This window comes from Urinicoccus massiliensis (assembly GCF_900120405.1).
GTDB lineage: Bacteria > Bacillota > Clostridia > Tissierellales > Peptoniphilaceae > Urinicoccus > Urinicoccus massiliensis.
The window spans coordinates 219,313-236,925 of sequence record NZ_LT635493.1 but is presented as its reverse complement, the minus strand read 5'-3'; the positions used below and the strand labels follow the sequence as shown (position 1 = coordinate 236,925).

Genomic DNA, 17,613 nt, shown 5'->3' with positions numbered 1-17,613 from the left:
TACCATAAAATCTTGTAAATTGACGGATAAACAAAAGAAAGCTCCGGGATTCCGGAGCTTTTCTTTTTGCTTTTAAAATGAACTCAATAGCTAAAATTAGTTAGCAGCGTTAGTTGCTTCAGCGTCAGCTTTTTCAGCAGCGTTAGCAGCGTTAGCAGCATTGTCTTTAGCAGCGTTAGCGTTGTTTTGAGCCTTGTTAGCTTCAGTAGCTTGTTTGTTAGCTTCAGCTTGAGCGTTAGTTGCAGCTTTGTTAGCTTCAGCAGCAGCGTTTTGAGCGTTGTTAGCAGCGTTAGCAGCGTTGTTAGCTGGTTTGTTACCACAAGCAACAGCACCGATCATTAAAGCTCCAACAGAAGCAACAGCTAATACTTTACGTAATGTTTTCATTTCTAAAATACCTCCTAAATAATATACGTCATTTTCATTGACAGCTATAGTGTAACCCAAGATTGTGAAAATTAGGTGTAAATTTCGTTAAAAATTTTTGACGAAAGTAACTTTCTATCCAAGGACAAGATTTGCTATAATAAAAGAAAAGGTGGGATAAAATGTACCAAGCACTCTATCGTAAGTATCGGTCCAAGACTTTTGATGAGCTTTTAGGTCAAAAACAGGTGACCATACCCTTAAAAAATCAAATTATCCAGGGGCAAACCAGCCATGCCTACTTATTTTCCGGAACTCGGGGCACAGGCAAGACCTCGGCGGCCAAGATTTTTTCCCGGGCCGTCAACTGCCTCCACCCCGTAGATGGCAACCCCTGTAATGAATGTGAAAATTGTAAACTCATCCTGGAAGACCGGATGATGGATGTGGTGGAAATGGATGCCGCCTCCAACAATGGGGTGGATGACATCCGGGAACTCAAGGAAAGGGTGGTTTACCCTCCGGGAATTGGCCGCTACAAGGTCTACATCATTGACGAAGTACATATGTTGAGCAAGGGGGCTTTTAATGCCCTCTTAAAAATCTTGGAAGAGCCTCCCAAGCACTTGATTTTTATCCTGGCTACAACAGAGCTGGAAAAAATCCCGGCCACCATCCGGTCTCGCTGCCAGAGGTTTCAATTCCGCCGCCTGGACCAAGACACCATTATCCAGGGCATGGAGGGGATTTTAGAAAAGGAAGGAAAGACGGCAGATCGGGATGCCCTGGCCTTGATTGCCCGGCATAGCCAGGGGGCCATGCGGGATGCCCTGTCTCTTTTAGAGCAGTGCCTCTATCTAGACAAGCACCTGACCCGGGACCAAGTCCAAGACAGCCTGGGCCTGGTGGAAGATGACCTTATAGACCAAGTATTAAGAGACCTGGTGAAAGACCGGACCTTTTCTTTTATTTCCATCCTCAACCAAGCCTACAAGGACGGGCGGGACCTGGAAAGACTCCTTATGGACCTTCTCTACCAAATGAAGGACTTGGTGGTCCAAGTCCAATCCGGCCACAAGGTTGACAAGGATTACTTGGAAGACTTTCAACTGGCCTTCTGGCTCCAAGCCATGCATGGCCTGGAAGAAAGTATCCAGACCCTGCGCTATTCCAAGGACCCCCTTTTGGCTGTTGAAATTGGCTTTATGGATGCCTACCTAGCCTTTGGAGGTCAGACCAGGCTCCAAGAAAAGACCCCCTCGGCCAAGGCCTTGGACCAAGACCTAGGGTCTAGTCCCAAACCAGAGAAAGTCCAGGAGGCTCCTAAAAAACCCCAAGAGATAGGGGAAAAAAACCAGGCCCCTGGAGAGGAAAAAGGTCCTGTCCAAGAAGGGACTCCCAAGATCCAAAAAGAGGAAAAATCTCCCTCCTTTAAGGAAGATGGGGAACATGGTATAATAGAAAAACAGGACCAGGAACCGGGTCAGGAAATCGACATGGATCTTTTTGATGAGGTCAAGGACTATTGCAAGGACTGCGGAAAGATTACCATCTATGCCCTCTTAAAAGATGCCAAGGCCTATAAGGAAGGCAAGCAGGTTCGACTGGTCTTTGAGCCCGACTTCCAATTTCATGTGCGAAATTTATCCGACAAGGAAAATCTCCACTTGATTACAGAGGCCTTTCAAAAGGTTCTGGATGAGGACCTTCAGGTGTCCATCCATTTAAAAGAAGACCAGGAAAAAGATAAGAAAAATAAGGTCGTGGACTTTTTCGGCCAAGACCTTGTAGAGAAAAAATAAGGAGGAAAACATGGCACGTGGTGGATTTCCCGGCATGGGAAACAATAAAAATATGATGAAGCAGGTACAAAAGCTGCAAAAGCAAATGGAAGAAATGCAAAACCAACTCAAGGAATCTGTTGTGGAAGCTTCTTCCGGTGGTGGAGTGGTTACAGCCAAGGTCAATGGGGAAAAGGAAGTTTTAGAAATCCACATTGACAAGGAAGTGGTAGACCCTGATGATGTAGAAACCTTGGAAGACTTAATCCTAGCTGCTGTCAATGAAGCCATGCGAAAAGTGGACGACAAGTCCCAAGAAGCCTACCAAAAGATGACTGGTGGCCTTAATATCCCGGGGATGTTTTAATGAAGGGGCAACAACCCATTGAAAGTCTAGTCTATGAACTGTCCAGGCTGCCAGGAATTGGTCGAAAGACAGCCCAAAGGCTGACCTACTACCTTCTGGACCAGGATGAAAAAGATGTGGAAAGTTTGGCCCAGGCCCTGGTGACGGCCAAAAGAGAGACCAAAAAATGCTCTCTTTGTTCCAACTATTCAGACCAGGACCCCTGTGAGATTTGCGCCAACCCCAAAAGGGACGGGTCCATCCTCTGTGTGGTGGAACATCCAAAAGATGTGGTGACCATGGAAAAAACTGGCAAGTTCAACGGCTACTACCATGTCCTCCATGGGGTTATTGCCCCCCAAAGAGGCTTGGGCCCCAATGAGCTTACCATTCCAGAACTCTTGACCCGCTTGGGAGACCATGACTTTAAAGAGGTGATCCTGGCCACCAATCCCACCCAGGATGGACAATTGACGGCCCTTTACCTGGCCCAGCTCATCCAACCCATGGGGATTAAGTGCACCCGGATCTCCTACGGCCTACCCGTTGGGGGAGACATGGAATACTATGATGCCGTAACGGTGGGAACGGCCCTGGAAAACCGCGTAGAAATAAAAGAAAAGAAGTAGCTTTTAGAAAAAGACTACTTCTTTTTTTTATGGCTTAATGGACTTGAAGGATTCGACTGGCCAGGACGGCGGCGCCGAAACCATTGTCAATATTGACAACAGCCGAACCGGCTGCGCAGGAGTTGAGCATGGATAAAAGAGCGGCCAAGCCCTGGAAGCTGGCTCCGTAGCCCACGCTGGTGGGAACGCCAATCAAGGGACACTTGACCAGGCCACCGACAACGGAAAGCAGGGCCCCCTCCATACCGGCAATGACAATAACCACCTTGGACCGGGCCAGGTCATCCTGGTAGTTTAAAAGGCGGTGGATTCCTGCCACGCCCACATCCTTGATAAAGTTACAGGAAATTCCCAGGGCCTTAAGGGTTAGAAAGCACTCTTGGGCAATGGGCAGGTCTGAGGTTCCGGCGCAGAGAAGGGTGGCCTGGTCCACAGCTGGCGGGTAGGACCCATAGTGGTACAATTGGGAGGCCGGGTCATAGGAACCGGAAAATTTTTCTACTAAGACCTGGCCCATTTGGGCTGAAGCCTTGGTAACCAGGATGTTGTCCAGGCCCCTTTGGGCCATGGCGCCTAAAATTTCCACCACTTGGGGAATGGTTTTGGACTTGCCGTAGATTACTTCTTGGAAACCACACCGGTCTTTCCGGTCCAGGTCCACTTGGGCATCACCTAATTTTAAGACACCCAGGACCTGGCTGCTGGCTTCATCTAGAGAAAGTTGCCCATCCAGGCAATCACTGATGATTTTTTTGACTTGGGATTCGTTCATCTTTGTCCTCCTTGTAAAGTTTTGTCCCTAGGAGAAAAACCAGGGTATTTAAGAGTAAAAAGGCCAAGACGTAAAAGGGACTGGAGATCAAGGCTCCCCCAATCATTAAAAAGGCAGCAAGAGTGGCCATGATGGGGGCAAAGAAGTTCTTAAAAAAGCTCTTGTAGCGGCCTCTTAGGTAGCCTTGGATCAAGCGGATATAGAGGAGGATATAGGATGCATAGGAAAAGACAATGGCAATTTCACTGGCATCCCGACCTCCTAAAAGGTTGAATTTTAAAATGAGATAGTGGAGAGCCATCCAGAAGAGGGTCAAGAGGTAGAAGGCTAAGCTGGCCCGGAGGTTGATTTGATAGCGGGGGTGGAGTTCTTCCATGGTCTTGGGAAGCACGCCTCTTTGGGCCAGGGCTTGGGGCATCCGGATTCCACCCAGGCAGATGCCGTTTAAAACGCCCAAAACCGAAATCAAGACAAAGATCATCAGAACCTTGCCCCCAATGGGCCCCAAGAGGTCCATGGAAATGGAATTGATGGTGGCATCTCCCATGGTCAGGATAAAACCTTCCCCTACATAGTGGACAACCCCTGTAAAGTAGAGGATGTAGATAAATAAAATCAAGAGGGGAGAAAGGATTAGGGCCAGGGGAACATTTTTCTTGGGATTTTTCACCTCGGGAACAATGGTGGTGGAAATAATCCAGCCGTCATAGGAAAAGGCCATGGGGGCCAGGGCGGCAAGAAAACTCATGCCCTGGTTGGATGGCTCCACAGGAGTTACACCAGCTGGCAGGGGCAGGCTCCCCTTGCCGAGAAAAATTCCAGCTAGGGCAATGAGGAAGAGGGGGATCAGCTTGACAAAGGTGGACAGGTTTTGCAGGTAGCCTCCCCAAATCCGCCTCAGGGCATTTAAGAGGCAAAAGACGGTGAGGTAAACCAGGCCCAGGCCCACTTGCATTTCCAAGCTGGAGGGAATATCTAGGATCATAAAAGTATAGAGGGCACCGGCCCAGGCCACTACGGCCGGGACGCTGGGAAGGTACATGACCAATTGAAAGAGGCCAAAGCCCGAGGCAATGGACCGGTTCCAGGTGTCCTCAAAATAGGACATGGCTCCGCCGCTGGCCTGGTTGTCCAGGGCCAATTGGGACAGGCTAAGAGAGCCGAAGATAATTCCAGTGGCCCCCAGGACCAGGATCACCAGGCCCAATTTGAAATTTCCGCCAGTGGCAATGAGAATGTCATCGGCCTTAAAAAAGATTCCTGAGCCTACGACAATCCCCACAATCATGGTGATGACGGTGGAAAGGCCATAGGCTTGATAATTTGATGTTTCCTTCATAGTTCCTCCCTAGTAAAGTTAATATTATCTATTATAGGCTTTTGGGATTGGATTTTCAACAGACTGGAAGTTTAAATCTAGGATTCTTGCCGGGGATAGAGTATAATAAAAATAGAGGTGAGTTATGGAGAAGGACCTATTTTCAAAATTTAGTCAAGTGCACTACCGGGAACCCATGAAAGACCACACCAGCTTCCGCCTGGGGGGACCGGTGGATGTTTTTATTGAGCCCCAAAGCCCGGATGAAATACAAGAAATCATCCGTCTTTGTAAAGAAGAGTCCCTGCCCTGGATGGTTCTGGGCAAGGGGACCAATTTAATTATTAGCGACCAGGGCCTGGATGGAGTGGTCATCCACATGGGCCAGGCCTTTGAAAAAATAGAAAAGATTGACCAAAAGACCATCCGGGCCTATTCCGGAGCCAGCCTAAAGGCCCTGGCAGAATTTGCCCTGGACCTTTCCCTGGAGGGTTTGGAATTTGCCCACGGCATTCCCGGGTCTGTTGGGGGAGCCATTACCATGAATGCTGGAGCCTATGACGGGGAGTGCGTTCAAGTGGTAAAGGAAGTCTGCCTCATGACCAGGCAAGGCCAGGTCAAGGTGCTTTCTAATGAGGAGATGGACTTTGCCTACCGCCACAGCCGGGTCCAAGAGGAAAAAGACATTGTCCTTTGGGCCAGTTTTACCCTGGAAGAGGGAGACCCTGTAAAGATTCAAGAAAAGATGGAAGACCTATGGCAAAGGCGGCTAAGCAAGCAACCCCTGGAATACCCCTCAGCCGGGTCCACCTTTAAAAGACCCCCGGGCCACTATGCTGGTCAACTTATTGACCAGGCAGGCTGTCGGGGCCTCTACCACCGGGGAGCCCAGGTGAGTCAAAAACACTGCGGTTTTGTCATCAACAAGGACGGGGCCACAACCCAGGCCGTGGTGGAATTAATCGAAACAGTACAAAAGTTGGTAAAGGACCAATTTGGCGTCGACCTAGAAACGGAAGTCAAGGTCCTGGGAAGATAGGAGGATGTATGGAAATTTTAGTCATTACCGGTTACAGTGGGGCAGGGAAAAGTGTGGCCTTGGACGTAGTGGAAGACCTGGGCTATTTTTCCATGGACAACCTGCCACCCTCTCTTTTGGAAAAGTTTATCGACCTGGCCATTGAGTCCCCCAAGATCCACAAAGTGGCTGTAGTGATGGATACCCGGGGAGGAGACTTTTTTTCTAACCTTCCCCAGGCCATTGAAAGGGCCCAGGAAAAGAAAATCAAGGTCTCCATCCTCTTCTTATCGGCCAGCGAAGACGTCATTGTGGCCCGGTATAAGGAAAGAAGACGACCCCACCCCCTGGGAGACTCCATTGTGGAGGGCTATCGGAAGGAAAGAAAAGAGTTGGAGGATATAAAAAACCAGGCCGATATTGTCATAGACACTTCTGCCTTGTCCACCAACCAATTCAAACAACGCCTGACCCGGGAACTGGCCAGCAAGGACCAGGCCAAACTCCGGGTAACCATTAACAGTTTCGGTTTTAAGTATGGAATCTTGCAAGATGGAGACATTATTTTTGATGTGCGCTTTTTACCCAACCCCTACTATATTCCGGAATTGAAAAAACTCAATGGCCTCAACAAAAAAACCCAAGACTTTGTCCTGTCCAAGGCCCAAAGCCAGGAATTTTTAGACAGGCTCTATGACCTCTTTGCCTTTTTGATTCCCCACTATGTGGAAGAGGGCAAGAGGCAGCTGGTAATTGGTCTGGGTTGTACTGGGGGCTTCCACCGGTCTGTGGCCATGACCGAGGCCCTGGCCAAGAGGCTGGAAAAGTTGGATGTGGTCATCCAAACCCGTCACCGGGATATGGAATCAGGTGACTGACATGAAGAAAAAAGTTTGCTTCATAGGGGGCGGGTCCGGCATTAGCCAGATCCTTCGAGGCCTCAAGCACCAGGGCTATGACCTTTCGGCCATTGTTACCATGACCGATGACGGAGGAGGGTCCGGGATGATCCGGTCCCAATGGGGGCTTTTGCCACCGGGGGACCTGCGCAATTGCTTGATTGCCTTGGCCAATACAGAACCCACCATGAGTAGGCTCATTAACTACCGCTACAAGCAAGGCCCCCTGAAGGGACAAAATTTCGGTAACCTTTTAATTGCCACCTTGTCCGATATGTACGGGAGTTTCGAACAGGCGGTGGAAGAGCTGAGCCAGGTTCTGAAGGTTTCGGGCCAGGTCCTACCTGTAACCCTGGACAAAAACCACCTGGTAGCTCGTTTTGCTAATGGGGAAAGGTGTATTGGAGAGTCGGCTATTCCCAAGGTGGCCCTGAAACAAAAAACCCACATTGACCGGATGGAACTCTTTCCCGGCGGGGCCAAGATGTTTTACCACTGCGAAAAAATCCTCCTGGATGCCGACGCCATTGTCTTGGGGCCGGGGTCTCTTTACACCTCGGTAATTCCCAACCTTTTGGTGGATGGCATGGTCAAGGCCTTAAAAAAATCCAAGGCCAAGAAAATCCTCTTAATGAATATCATGACCCAGCCGGGAGAAACCGACGGCTATAGCCTAACCGACCACATCCGGGCCCTGGAAGCCCATAGTTATCCGGGACTTTTGGATGCCTGCCTGGTCAACAAGACCCCCCTGTCAGAGGCTCTTAGGGCCAGCTACCAGGGCAAGAACAGGGCAGAGCAAATCTTCCTGGGAAAAGAAGAAAGAAAGGTTCTGGAAAAAGAAGGGCTTGTCTTGGTAACGGGAGACTTTTTAGACCAAAGTCAGGGTTTTGCCCGTCACAAGACGTCCACCGTGGACCGGGCCTTGAAAAAATTTCTGCTTTCTTAACTTTTATGATTTTTTTTGAAAGAAATTCCCCTTTTAAGGGGAATTTAGGAAATTTTCATTGAAAGAATAGAGACCTTATAGTATAATACCAATAGCAATTCTTAAATCCAAAAGGTGTTGATAAGATGAGCTTTGCAACAGACATTAAAGATGAAATTGCCCGGGTCCAGGTGGGAGACATGCAGGAGATGGTCAGTGAGTTGGCCGGCTTTATGCCCATGTGTGGCCGGATTCACTTTTTAGGCAACCAAAAGTACTGCCTGTCCTTTACAACGGAAAACGCCGCAACCTCAAGACGGATTTTTTCATTTTTAAAAGCTCTATATCATGACCATATCACAGTTGAAGTTCGAAAAAGTCAGCAATTAAAGAAGAGGAATGTCTATCACATCCTGCTGAAGGACTATGACCTGTCCAGGGTCTTTCTAGATGACATAAAATTCCTAAAAAATGAAAACGTATTTATGCCAAACTACAAGATTGACCCCTACTTGGTCAGAAGGGACTCTTTAAAGAGGGCCTTCTTAAGGGGAGCTTTTTTAGGATCCGGAACCTTGTCCAATCCATCTAAGACCTATCATATGGAATTTATCACAAGCCAGAGCCTTTTTGCTCAATCAATTCGGTCTCTACTGTCAACTGTCCATTTAAAAGCCAATATAGCTAAAAGAAAAGAAGAGTATATTGTCTATCTAAAAGAAGCCGAAATGATATCAGACTTACTTAGCTTAATGGGATCCAACCAAGGGGTTCTAGCTTTTGAAGATGTGCGTGTCATGAAAGATATGCGAAACCAAGTCAACCGGCTGGTCAATTGTGAAACAGCCAACCTGTCCAAGACCATTAATGCGGCCTTGGGGCAGATTCAGGACATCAAGTTCATAGAAGAAAGGATAGGCCTGGATAAGTTGCCGGACTCTCTGGAGGAAATAGCCGAAATCCGCCTGTCAAATCCAAGCTCCAGTCTAAAGGAGCTGGGAGAAAAAATGCACCCCCCTGTTGGGAAAAGCGGTGTGAGTCATCGTTTAAAGAAGATTCAATCAATTGCGAATAAATTAAGAGGTGAGAATAAGTGAAAGAAAAAGAAATGACATTACAAAATAAAGAAGGACTACATGCAAGAGCGGCAGCCATTTTTGTCCGCTGTGCCAATGGATTTTCTTCCGACATCAACTTAAAGGCTCACGGAGATACTGTCAATGGGAAGAGTATCATAGGAATTATGTCCCTGGGAGCCTATAGCGGTGAAAAGATAACCATCCAAGCAGATGGACCGGATGAGGTCGAAGCAGTCGACAGTCTGGCAAAACTAATTGAAGAAAATTTTGAAATGTAAGGCAAAGAGTTTTAATGGGGGACTGTTAAAACTCTTTTATTTTAGAAAGGTTTAATTATGAAGACGTCTTTTGTCCACCTACATGTCCATAGTGAATACAGTCTTTTAGACGGGTCTGCCCGGATTAGCCAGTTGGCCAAAAGGGCCAAGGAACTGGGCATGGATGCCCTGGCCTTGACAGACCATGGAAATATGTACGGGACTGTGGCCTTTTACAAGGCCTGTATGGAAGAGGGAATCAAACCCATCCTGGGCTGTGAGGTCTACCTGGTCAATGGGTCCTTAAAGGACCGGGACCCCAGGCAAAAGCGCTACCACCTCATCCTATTGGCGGAAAACCAAGTGGGTTATCAAAACCTGATGAAGCTGGTGTCTTACGGCTTCGTAGATGGCTTTTACTACAAGCCCCGCATTGACAAGGAGGTCTTGGCCCAGCATGCAGAGGGCCTTATTGCCACTTCTGCCTGCCTGGGTGGGGAGGTCCAACAATATCTCCTTCAAGACCAATACCAAAAGGCCAAGGAGGTGGCGGAAGAATACAGGGAGATTTTTGGGCCAAATTCCTTTTTTCTGGAGCTCCAAGACCATGGCATGCCCCAGCAAAAAAAGGTCAACCAATACCTGAGAAAGCTCTCCCAGGACACGGGTCTGGACCTAATTGCCAGTAACGACTCCCACTACCTCTACAAGGAAGACGCCAAGGCTCACGATGCCCTCTTGTGTATCCAAACGGGAACTGTCCTGGCCGATGAAGACCGGATGAAGTTTCCCAGTGACGAATTTTACTTAAAGAGCCCGGAAGAAATGGCGGCTCTTTTTCCTGATGATGGCCAAGCCCTGGAAAATACAGTAAAAATTGCCCAGCGCTGCAATGTAACCCTGACCTTCCACCAGCTCCACCTGCCCAGTTTTACCCTGCCAGAGGGCAAGACCAATGTAGACTATTTAAGGGAGCTGACCTTCCAAGGTTTGGAGGAAAGATACCAGGTCTTAAGCCAAGAAATCTTGGACCGGGTGGAATACGAGTTGGACACCATCAACTCCATGGGCTATACCGATTATTTTTTAATTGTCTGGGACTTTATCCGCTTTGCCAAGGAAAACAAGATTATGGTGGGGCCGGGTCGGGGATCGGCTGCCGGGTCCATTGTTTCCTATGCCTTGAAAATTATCGACGTGGACCCCTTGAAGTTTGACCTGCTTTTTGAACGGTTCTTAAATCCTGAACGGGTGTCCATGCCGGATATCGACATCGACTTTTGCTATGAACGCCGGGAAGAAGTCATTGACTATGTAACGGAAAAGTATGGCAAGGACCATGTGGCCCAAATTGTCACCTTTGGAACCATGGGGGCCCGGGGAGCCATCCGGGATGTGGGCCGGGTTATGGACCTGCCCTATGGCCGGGTGGACTATATTGCCAAACTGGTGCCCAACCAATTAAACATGACCATTGCAAGGGCCCTGGACTTGTCGGAAGACTTAAAAAGGGAAATGGACCAAGACAGCCAGGTCAAGGAACTCATTGAACTTTCCAAATTAGTAGAAGGCCTGCCCCGCCACACCTCCACCCATGCAGCTGGAGTGGTGATTTCCAAGGAGCCCTTAAATGACGTGGTGCCCCTGACTCGAAATGGGGATATTATCGCCACCCAGTTTAATATGATTGAACTGGAAGAGTTGGGCCTTTTAAAGATGGACTTTTTGGGTCTCAGGACCCTGACGGTAATCCGGGACGCCCTAAACCTTATTAAAAAGAACCATGGGGTGGACATTGACCTTTCCAAGTTGGACTACAATGACCCCAAGGTCCTGGACATGTTTGCTAAGGGCAACACCCTGGGGGTCTTCCAATTTGAAAAGCCCGGCATGCGGAGCTTTTTAAAGGAACTAAGGCCCAACCAATTTGAAGACCTGGTGGCGGCCAACTCCCTCTACCGGCCGGGACCCATGGACCAAATTCCAAAATTCTGCCGGTCCAAACACGATCCCGACCAAATTTCCTACCTCCACGACAAGTTGGAGCCCATCCTAAATGTGACCTATGGTTGCATTGTCTACCAGGAACAGGTTATGGAAATTGTCCAAAAAATCGGGGGCTACTCCCTGGGACGGGCAGACCTGGTTCGAAGGGCCATGAGTAAGAAAAAGATGAAGGTCATGGAAGAGGAACGGCAAAACTTTATCTACGGTCAAAGTCAAGAAGGCCAAGTCCTGGTGGACGGAGCCATCCGCCGGGGGGTGGATGAAAAAAGCGCCAACAAGATCTACGACCTGATGATTGACTTTGCCAACTATGCCTTTAACAAGTCCCACTCTGTAGCCTATGCTGTTGTGGCCTACCGGACAGCCTACTTAAAATACTACTATCCTGTGGAATTTATGGCGGCGCAGATCTCCTCCTTTATGAACAACCCCACCCAGATGGCCCTCTATATTGAAGAGTGCAACCGGCTGGGCATTGAAATTTTGCCCCCTGATGTCAATGAAAGCTTCGAAAAATTCACCGTAAGCCAGGGGAAAATCCGCTATGGCCTAAGGGGGATTAAAAATGTAGGGACCAATGTGATTGAATCTATTGTCCATGGTCGAGAAAGGGGACCCTATACCAGCCTAACCGACCTTTTGGAAAGGACCGAAGAGGAAGCAAGTGGGGGCATCAACCGTAAGGCCCTGGAGAACCTCATTCGGGGAGGGGCCCTGGCCAGTCTAGGAGGCAACCGAGCCCAGTATATGGCCTGCTATGAATCCATGTTGACGGCAGTCCACGACCAAAGTAAACGCAACATTAAGGGGCAAACCTCTCTTTTTGACATGGACGATGAGGCCCAGGAGGACCTGCCTAAGATTAAGGAATTTCCCAAAAAAGACCTCTTGAATATGGAAAGAGAGGTCCTGGGAATTTATGTTTCTGGTCACCCCCTAGATGCCTACAAGAAATCCTTAAAGACCGGAACCAGTCATAGTATTGCTGAACTCTTGGAAATGTCCCAGGGAGAAGACAAGCTAGACGGACTCCAAGTCCGGCTGGGTGGTCTGTTAAGCCAGGTAAAGACCCTGATAACCAAGAAAAACCAGCTTATGGCCTTTGGTCAATTGGAAGACCTGGCAGGAAGCCTGGAATGTGTCTTTTTTCCTTCCACCTATGAAGGCTACCAAAAACTCATCCAAGACGATGCCGTTGTCCTGGTTCGGGGCCGGCTCCAAGTGGATGAAAAAAATGATTTGAAAGTTTTAGTTCAAGACCTGAGCCCCCTGATGCAAGTTTCTGAAAAAAAGGTCTACTTGCGCCTTCCTGACCTAGAAGAGGGAACCATCCGGAGAGTTCAAAGCCTTTGTAAAAAATACCCTGGCCAGTCCAATGTAATCCTCTATGGGCAAAAAGAAGGTAAGGCCCTGGGCCTGGACCAAGGATCCAATATAGACTTGGAAAAGTTGGAAGACTTTAGCCGGGAATTGGGTAAATATTATAAGACCGAAGAAAATATTGTTGTGAAATAGGAGGAAAGATGAGTCGGATTGGTATTTTAACAAGCGGCGGAGATTCCCCAGGAATGAATGCGGCCATACGGTCCATTGTAAGGACGGCCATCTATTGTGGCCATGAGGCCTTGGGCATCTATTCAGGCTACCAGGGTCTGGTGGATGACGAAATTAGGGTCCTGGGCCTATCCTCTGTGGCCGATATTATCCATCGGGGAGGCACCATCTTAGGCACCAGTCGTTGCCCGGCCTTTGAAAAGGAAGAGGGACGAAAAAAAGCTCTCAAGGTCTTGGACCACCATGGCATTGACAAGGTCATCGTCCTGGGGGGAGACGGAAGTTTCAAGGGGGCCTTGGCCCTGGCGGGAGAAGGGGTGGATGTCCTAGGCATCCCTTGTACCATTGACAACGACCTGGGCTATACAGACTATACCATCGGATTTTTTACAGCAGTAGAAACCATTACGGAGGCCATTGGCCGAATCCGGGATACTTCTTCCTCCCATGAACGAGGCCATATTATTGAAGTCATGGGCCGGACCTGCGGAGACCTGGCCCTCTATGCCGGCATCAGCGGCGGGGCGGAAAGTATTCTTGTTCCTGAAGAAGAATTTTCTTTGGATAGGATTGTCCAAAAGATTCTAAGGGGGAAGAATCGAGGGAAGAGGCACCACATCATCCTCTTAACCGAAGGCCTTAAGGACCCCTATAAACTGGCCAATGAAATTCAAAACCAAACGGACGTGGAAACCAAGGTGACCATCTTGGGCTATGTCCAAAGGGGAGGCAGTCCCAATATTTCTGACCGGATTATGGCAACTAATCTTGGAGCCCAGGGAGTTTTGGCCCTGGAAAAGGGTAGGGGGGCCTTGGCCATGGGCTTTAAAAACAACCGGGCCCAGGTCTTTAACCTGGAAGAGGCCCTGGAGGTCAAAAAGACTTTTGCCAAAACCCTCTACCAAGAATTGGAAATGGTCTCCATCTAGGAAGGTGGTCTATATAATGAAGAAAACAAAAATTGTTGCAACTCTTGGACCGGCATCATCCAGTCCAGAAGTGTTAAAAGAGCTCTTTTTAAACGGGGTCAATGTCTGCCGGCTGAACTTTTCCCATGGAGACTATGACCAACACCGGGAGATGATTCGGAAGGTCAAGTCCCTGAGAGAAGAATTAAATAAGCCTATTGCCATCCTCCTGGATACCAAGGGACCGGAAATCCGTCTTGGTAACTTCCAAGGAGGATCTTGCCAGCTGGAAGTGGGGGACCGCTTTAACCTCTATATGGATGACCGCCTAGGAGACCAAAAGGGTGTCAGCATTAGCTACAAAAACTTGGCCCAGGACATCCAGGTGGGAGACCACATCCTCATTGACGATGGTCTGGTGGACCTAAGGGTTATTGAAAAAAGCAAGGAACTCATTAAAACTATTGTATTAAATGAAGGAATTTTGTCAGACCACAAGGGGGTCAACCTTCCTGGGGTCAAATTAAATTTGGAATCCTTAACCGACAAGGACAAGGAAGACATCCAATTTGGCATCCAAGAGGGGGTGGACTTCATAGCCCCCTCCTTTGTCCGGAAGGCTGAGGATGTCCATGCCATTCGCCAGGTCCTGGAGGACCATGGAGGGGGTCACATCCCCTTGATTTCAAAAATTGAATCCAAGGAGGGCGTGGAAAATATGGATGCCATTATCCAGGCCTCGGACGGAATTATGATTGCCCGGGGAGACCTGGGGGTAGAAATTGACCCAGAAGAAGTTCCCTTGGTGCAAAAAACCTTGATTCAAAAGTGCATTGATGCCAGTAAGCCTGTTATTACGGCAACCCAGATGCTGGACTCCATGATCCGCAACCCCAGACCCACCCGGGCTGAGGTGACAGACGTGGCCAATGCCATCCTGGATGGAACTTCAGCCATTATGCTTTCAGGAGAAACTGCTTCAGGCAAGTACCCCATCCTGGCTGTAACCACCATGAATCGGATTGCCATCCGGACAGAAGAATACATGGACTATGACAAGGGTCTCAAGGCCAGCCCCAAGGGCCGGACCAATACCACCCATGCCATTAGTCAATCCACCTGCATCATAGCCCGAGACCTGGGAGCTAAGGCTATCATTACAGCCACATCCAGTGGCTACACCAGCCGGGCCATTTCTAAATTCCACCCCCGGGTACCCATTATTGCCGTTACCACCAGCCCCCAAGTCCAAAGACAATGTGCCCTGGACTTTGGCGTCTTTGCCTTGGAAGCCCCCTATGGGTCCTCCACAGACGAAGTCTTATCGACAGCTGTAAAACGGGCCCTGGAAGAATCCTTCATTAAAGAAGGAGACCTGGTGGTTTTGACAGCCGGCCTGCCGGTAGGGGTCAGTGGTACCACCAACATGATCCAAGTCCTATCTGTGGCCCACACCCTGGTTAAGGGACAGGGAATTGGTCGGGGTAGGGCTGTTGGAAAAGTAATTTTCACGAGAGACAGGGGATATTTTGAAGGCAACTTCCGAGATGGAGACATTATCGCCACAGAAGCTTGCCATGCCGACTTGCTTCCCTATATTCAAAGGGCAGGAGGCCTTTTGGCCCAAGAAGAGGGCCTTACCAGTCCTTCGGCAGTCCTAGGTCTCGACCTGGGGATCCCCACCATCGTGGCCCTGAAAGATTTGGATAACAAATTAGAAAATGGTCAAACCGTTACAGTCAATGCCACAACAGGACAAGTTTTTGCTGGCAAGGTGGACCTATAAAAAAACCCGGGGCAAGAAAATTTTGCCCCGGGAGAAAATACATTGTTCAAAAAAATAAAAAAATTATCTTTTTTTTGCAAATACCCTTGAAATAAGGCGCGTATTCAACTATACTACTAGGGTATGATTAATTGACATTGCGAAGAAACAATAGGTTGCTTAAGGGCTGAAGCCACTTAGGGGAATTATTGTGGAGAAGTAGAAGACATGATCTTCTGCGAAGGATCCCTTTTTTATTTCGCAAGAGATGATACACCCGGCTGGGTGTACGGGACCCCTTCTCGCAAAGCAAAAAACTTTAGGAGGAGAATTATGTCAAAAAAACAAAAAATTCGTATCCGTCTTAAAGCCTACGATCATGAGGTTTTAGACAATTCAGCTAAACGTATTGTGGAGGCAGCTAAGGCCACAGGAGCACAAGTATCCGGCCCCATCCCTCTTCCAACAGACAAAGAGATTATCACCATTTTACGTTCAGTCCACAAACATAAGGATAGTCGTGAACAATTCGAACAAAGGACCCACAAGCGTCTAATCGACATCGCGAATCCAAATCAAAAAACGGTAGATTCTTTAATGAAGTTAAATCTACCTGCAGGCGTAGATATTGAAATAAAATTATAAATTTCATAAATATCTTTGGTTATGATTGCCTAGGCAATCCGCTATCACTCAGGAGGTGCAGGAAATGAAGTACATGATTGGCAAAAAGCTAGGAATGACTCAGCTTTTTGATGAAGACGGCACAGTAGTACCTGTAACAGTTATTGAAATGGAGCCACAAATTGTGGTCCAAAAGAAAACTGTTGAAACAGATGGTTACAATGCAATCCAAGTTGCATCTGGTGCTGTAAAAGAAAAGAAGGTCAACAAACCAATGAAGGGTCACTTTGACAAGGCTGGTGTTGACTACCGCAAACACTTAAGAGAATTCAGAACAGACGATGTAGATAAGTACAATGTCGGTGATGAAATTAAAGTAGACATCTTTGCAGCCGGGGACAAGGTTGATGTTACCGGAACAAGCAAGGGTAAGGGAACAGCCGGGGTTATTAAACGTCACCACTTTGGTCGGGGCCGTGAAACTCACGGTTCTAAATTCCACCGTATGCCAGGGGGTATGGGAGCCGCTTCATATCCGGGCAAGGTTTGGAAGGGTCATCGTATGGCAGGAAAGATGGGTAACGAAAGAGTAACTGTTCAAAACTTGGAAGTTATTCGTGTTGATGTAGAAACCGGCGTCCTTCTTGTTAAAGGTGCAATCCCAGGCCCTAAAAAAGGTCTTGTAGCAGTTAAAGAAACTGTTAAGAACGCAGAATAAAGCTTGGAAGGAGGAACCGAATATGCCTAAAATTCAAATGCTCAATATGGAAGGCAAGTCCATCCAAGAAGTTGAGTTAAAAGAAGACATTTTTAACATTGAAGTCAATGAACATGCAGTATATTTAGTGGTTAAAAATATATTGGCAAACCGTCGTCAAGGGACCCAATCAGCTAAGACACGTGCTGAAGTTCGTGGCGGTGGACGTAAACCCTGGAGACAAAAGGGAACTGGACGTGCTCGTCAAGGATCCATCCGTTCTCCACAATGGAGGGGTGGCGGTGTTGTTTTTGCACCAAAGCCAAGAGATTATTCCTATACAACACCCAAGAAGGTTAGAAGACTTGCCTTAAGAAGTGTTTTAACTTCTAAGGTTCAAGAAAACGAACTAATTCTTGTGGATGCTTTAAAACTTGAAGAAGCCAAGACCAAGGCAATGGTCCAAGCCCTTAAGGCTTTAAAGGCTGCTAAAAAATCTCTAATCTTAGTGGGAGAAGGCAACGAAAGTGTTGCTCGTGCAGCGAAAAACATTGCTGGAGTTAAGGTTTTAAATATCCAAAACATCAATGTATATGATTTGTTGAAATATGATTCTTTGATCTTGGATCAAGAAGCATTAAATAAAATTCAGGAGGTGTACTAAT

The 17,613-nt window shown here is 47.9% G+C and carries 17 protein-coding genes; 14 read left to right on the top strand and 3 right to left on the bottom strand.

Translation table 11 applies throughout. The annotated features are described in order from the left end of the window. Window positions 1-96 precede the first annotated feature (96 nt). Window positions 97-387: a hypothetical protein gene (locus tag BQ7400_RS05895; protein ID WP_034437519.1), complete on the bottom strand. Its 291-nt coding sequence runs from the start codon at window positions 385-387 to the stop codon at window positions 97-99. Window positions 388-548: 161 nt separating this feature from the next. Between BQ7400_RS05895 and dnaX the strand changes: the two genes are divergently transcribed. Genes dnaX through recR form a run of 3 tightly spaced genes read left to right on the top strand, consistent with a single transcriptional unit; the run spans window position 549 to window position 3,122 of the window. Then, window positions 549-2,168, top strand: a complete 1,620-nt coding sequence (gene dnaX, locus BQ7400_RS05890; protein ID WP_072469770.1) for a DNA polymerase III subunit gamma/tau — start codon at window positions 549-551, stop codon at window positions 2,166-2,168. 10 nt (window positions 2,169-2,178) lie between these two features. Continuing rightward, window positions 2,179-2,514 (top strand): YbaB/EbfC family nucleoid-associated protein, encoded by a 336-nt coding sequence (locus BQ7400_RS05885; protein ID WP_034437521.1) that lies wholly within the window; start codon window positions 2,179-2,181, stop codon window positions 2,512-2,514. After that, entirely contained in the window at window positions 2,514-3,122 is a 609-nt protein-coding gene (recR, locus tag BQ7400_RS05880; RefSeq protein WP_034437522.1) for a recombination mediator RecR, read from the top strand. The genes BQ7400_RS05885 and recR overlap by 1 nt, the downstream gene beginning before the upstream one ends. Window positions 3,123-3,156: 34 nt before the next feature. On the opposite strand, the gene larB is transcribed toward recR, so the two are convergent. Together larB and BQ7400_RS05870 are read right to left on the bottom strand one after the other, a co-directional pair. Then, window positions 3,157-3,894, bottom strand: coding sequence for a nickel pincer cofactor biosynthesis protein LarB (gene larB, locus BQ7400_RS05875; RefSeq protein ID WP_072469769.1), 738 nt, complete (start codon window positions 3,892-3,894; stop codon window positions 3,157-3,159). Then, window positions 3,860-5,233, bottom strand: coding sequence for an APC family permease (locus BQ7400_RS05870; protein ID WP_072469768.1), 1,374 nt, complete (start codon window positions 5,231-5,233; stop codon window positions 3,860-3,862). Before BQ7400_RS05870 ends, larB begins: the two co-directional genes overlap by 35 nt. A gap of 124 nt (window positions 5,234-5,357) precedes the next feature. Here BQ7400_RS05870 and murB point away from each other — a divergent pair, with 124 nt between their 5' ends. From murB to rplD, 11 genes are all read left to right on the top strand, one after another. Beyond that, a complete protein-coding gene (murB, locus tag BQ7400_RS05865; protein WP_072469767.1) occupies window positions 5,358-6,251 on the top strand; it encodes a UDP-N-acetylmuramate dehydrogenase in 894 nt (297 codons plus the stop codon). 8 nt (window positions 6,252-6,259) lie between these two features. Next, a complete protein-coding gene (rapZ, locus tag BQ7400_RS05860) occupies window positions 6,260-7,108 on the top strand; it encodes an RNase adapter RapZ (protein ID WP_034437526.1) in 849 nt (282 codons plus the stop codon). 1 nt (window position 7,109) lies between these two features. Continuing rightward, complete coding sequence (locus BQ7400_RS05855; protein WP_072469766.1) at window positions 7,110-8,078, top strand: gluconeogenesis factor YvcK family protein; 969 nt, start codon at window positions 7,110-7,112, stop codon at window positions 8,076-8,078. 125 nt (window positions 8,079-8,203) lie between these two features. Then, the gene (gene whiA, locus BQ7400_RS05850) at window positions 8,204-9,154 is read left to right on the top strand and encodes a DNA-binding protein WhiA (protein ID WP_072469765.1); all 951 of its coding nucleotides are present in this window, start codon (window positions 8,204-8,206) and stop codon (window positions 9,152-9,154) included. After that, window positions 9,151-9,414 carry an HPr family phosphocarrier protein gene (locus BQ7400_RS05845; protein WP_094230614.1) on the top strand — a complete coding sequence of 88 codons (264 nt, stop codon included), beginning with the start codon at window positions 9,151-9,153 and terminating at the stop codon, window positions 9,412-9,414. Before whiA ends, BQ7400_RS05845 begins: the two co-directional genes overlap by 4 nt. A 57-nt stretch (window positions 9,415-9,471) precedes the next feature. Beyond that, window positions 9,472-12,915, top strand: a complete 3,444-nt coding sequence (locus tag BQ7400_RS05840; RefSeq protein ID WP_072469764.1) for a DNA polymerase III subunit alpha — start codon at window positions 9,472-9,474, stop codon at window positions 12,913-12,915. Between the two features lie 8 nt (window positions 12,916-12,923). Beyond that, window positions 12,924-13,883, top strand: a complete 960-nt coding sequence (locus tag BQ7400_RS05835) for an ATP-dependent 6-phosphofructokinase (protein ID WP_072469763.1) — start codon at window positions 12,924-12,926, stop codon at window positions 13,881-13,883. Window positions 13,884-13,899: 16 nt separating this feature from the next. Further along, a complete protein-coding gene (gene pyk / locus BQ7400_RS05830) occupies window positions 13,900-15,648 on the top strand; it encodes a pyruvate kinase (protein WP_072469762.1) in 1,749 nt (582 codons plus the stop codon). 312 nt (window positions 15,649-15,960) lie between these two features. Then, window positions 15,961-16,272: a 30S ribosomal protein S10 gene (gene rpsJ, locus BQ7400_RS05825; protein WP_072469761.1), complete on the top strand. Its 312-nt coding sequence runs from the start codon at window positions 15,961-15,963 to the stop codon at window positions 16,270-16,272. 64 nt (window positions 16,273-16,336) lie between these two features. Then, window positions 16,337-16,969, top strand: coding sequence for a 50S ribosomal protein L3 (gene rplC / locus BQ7400_RS05820; RefSeq protein WP_034437533.1), 633 nt, complete (start codon window positions 16,337-16,339; stop codon window positions 16,967-16,969). 22 nt (window positions 16,970-16,991) lie between these two features. Then, a complete protein-coding gene (gene rplD / locus BQ7400_RS05815; protein WP_072469760.1) occupies window positions 16,992-17,612 on the top strand; it encodes a 50S ribosomal protein L4 in 621 nt (206 codons plus the stop codon). The last annotated feature ends 1 nt before the right edge of the window (window position 17,613 follow it).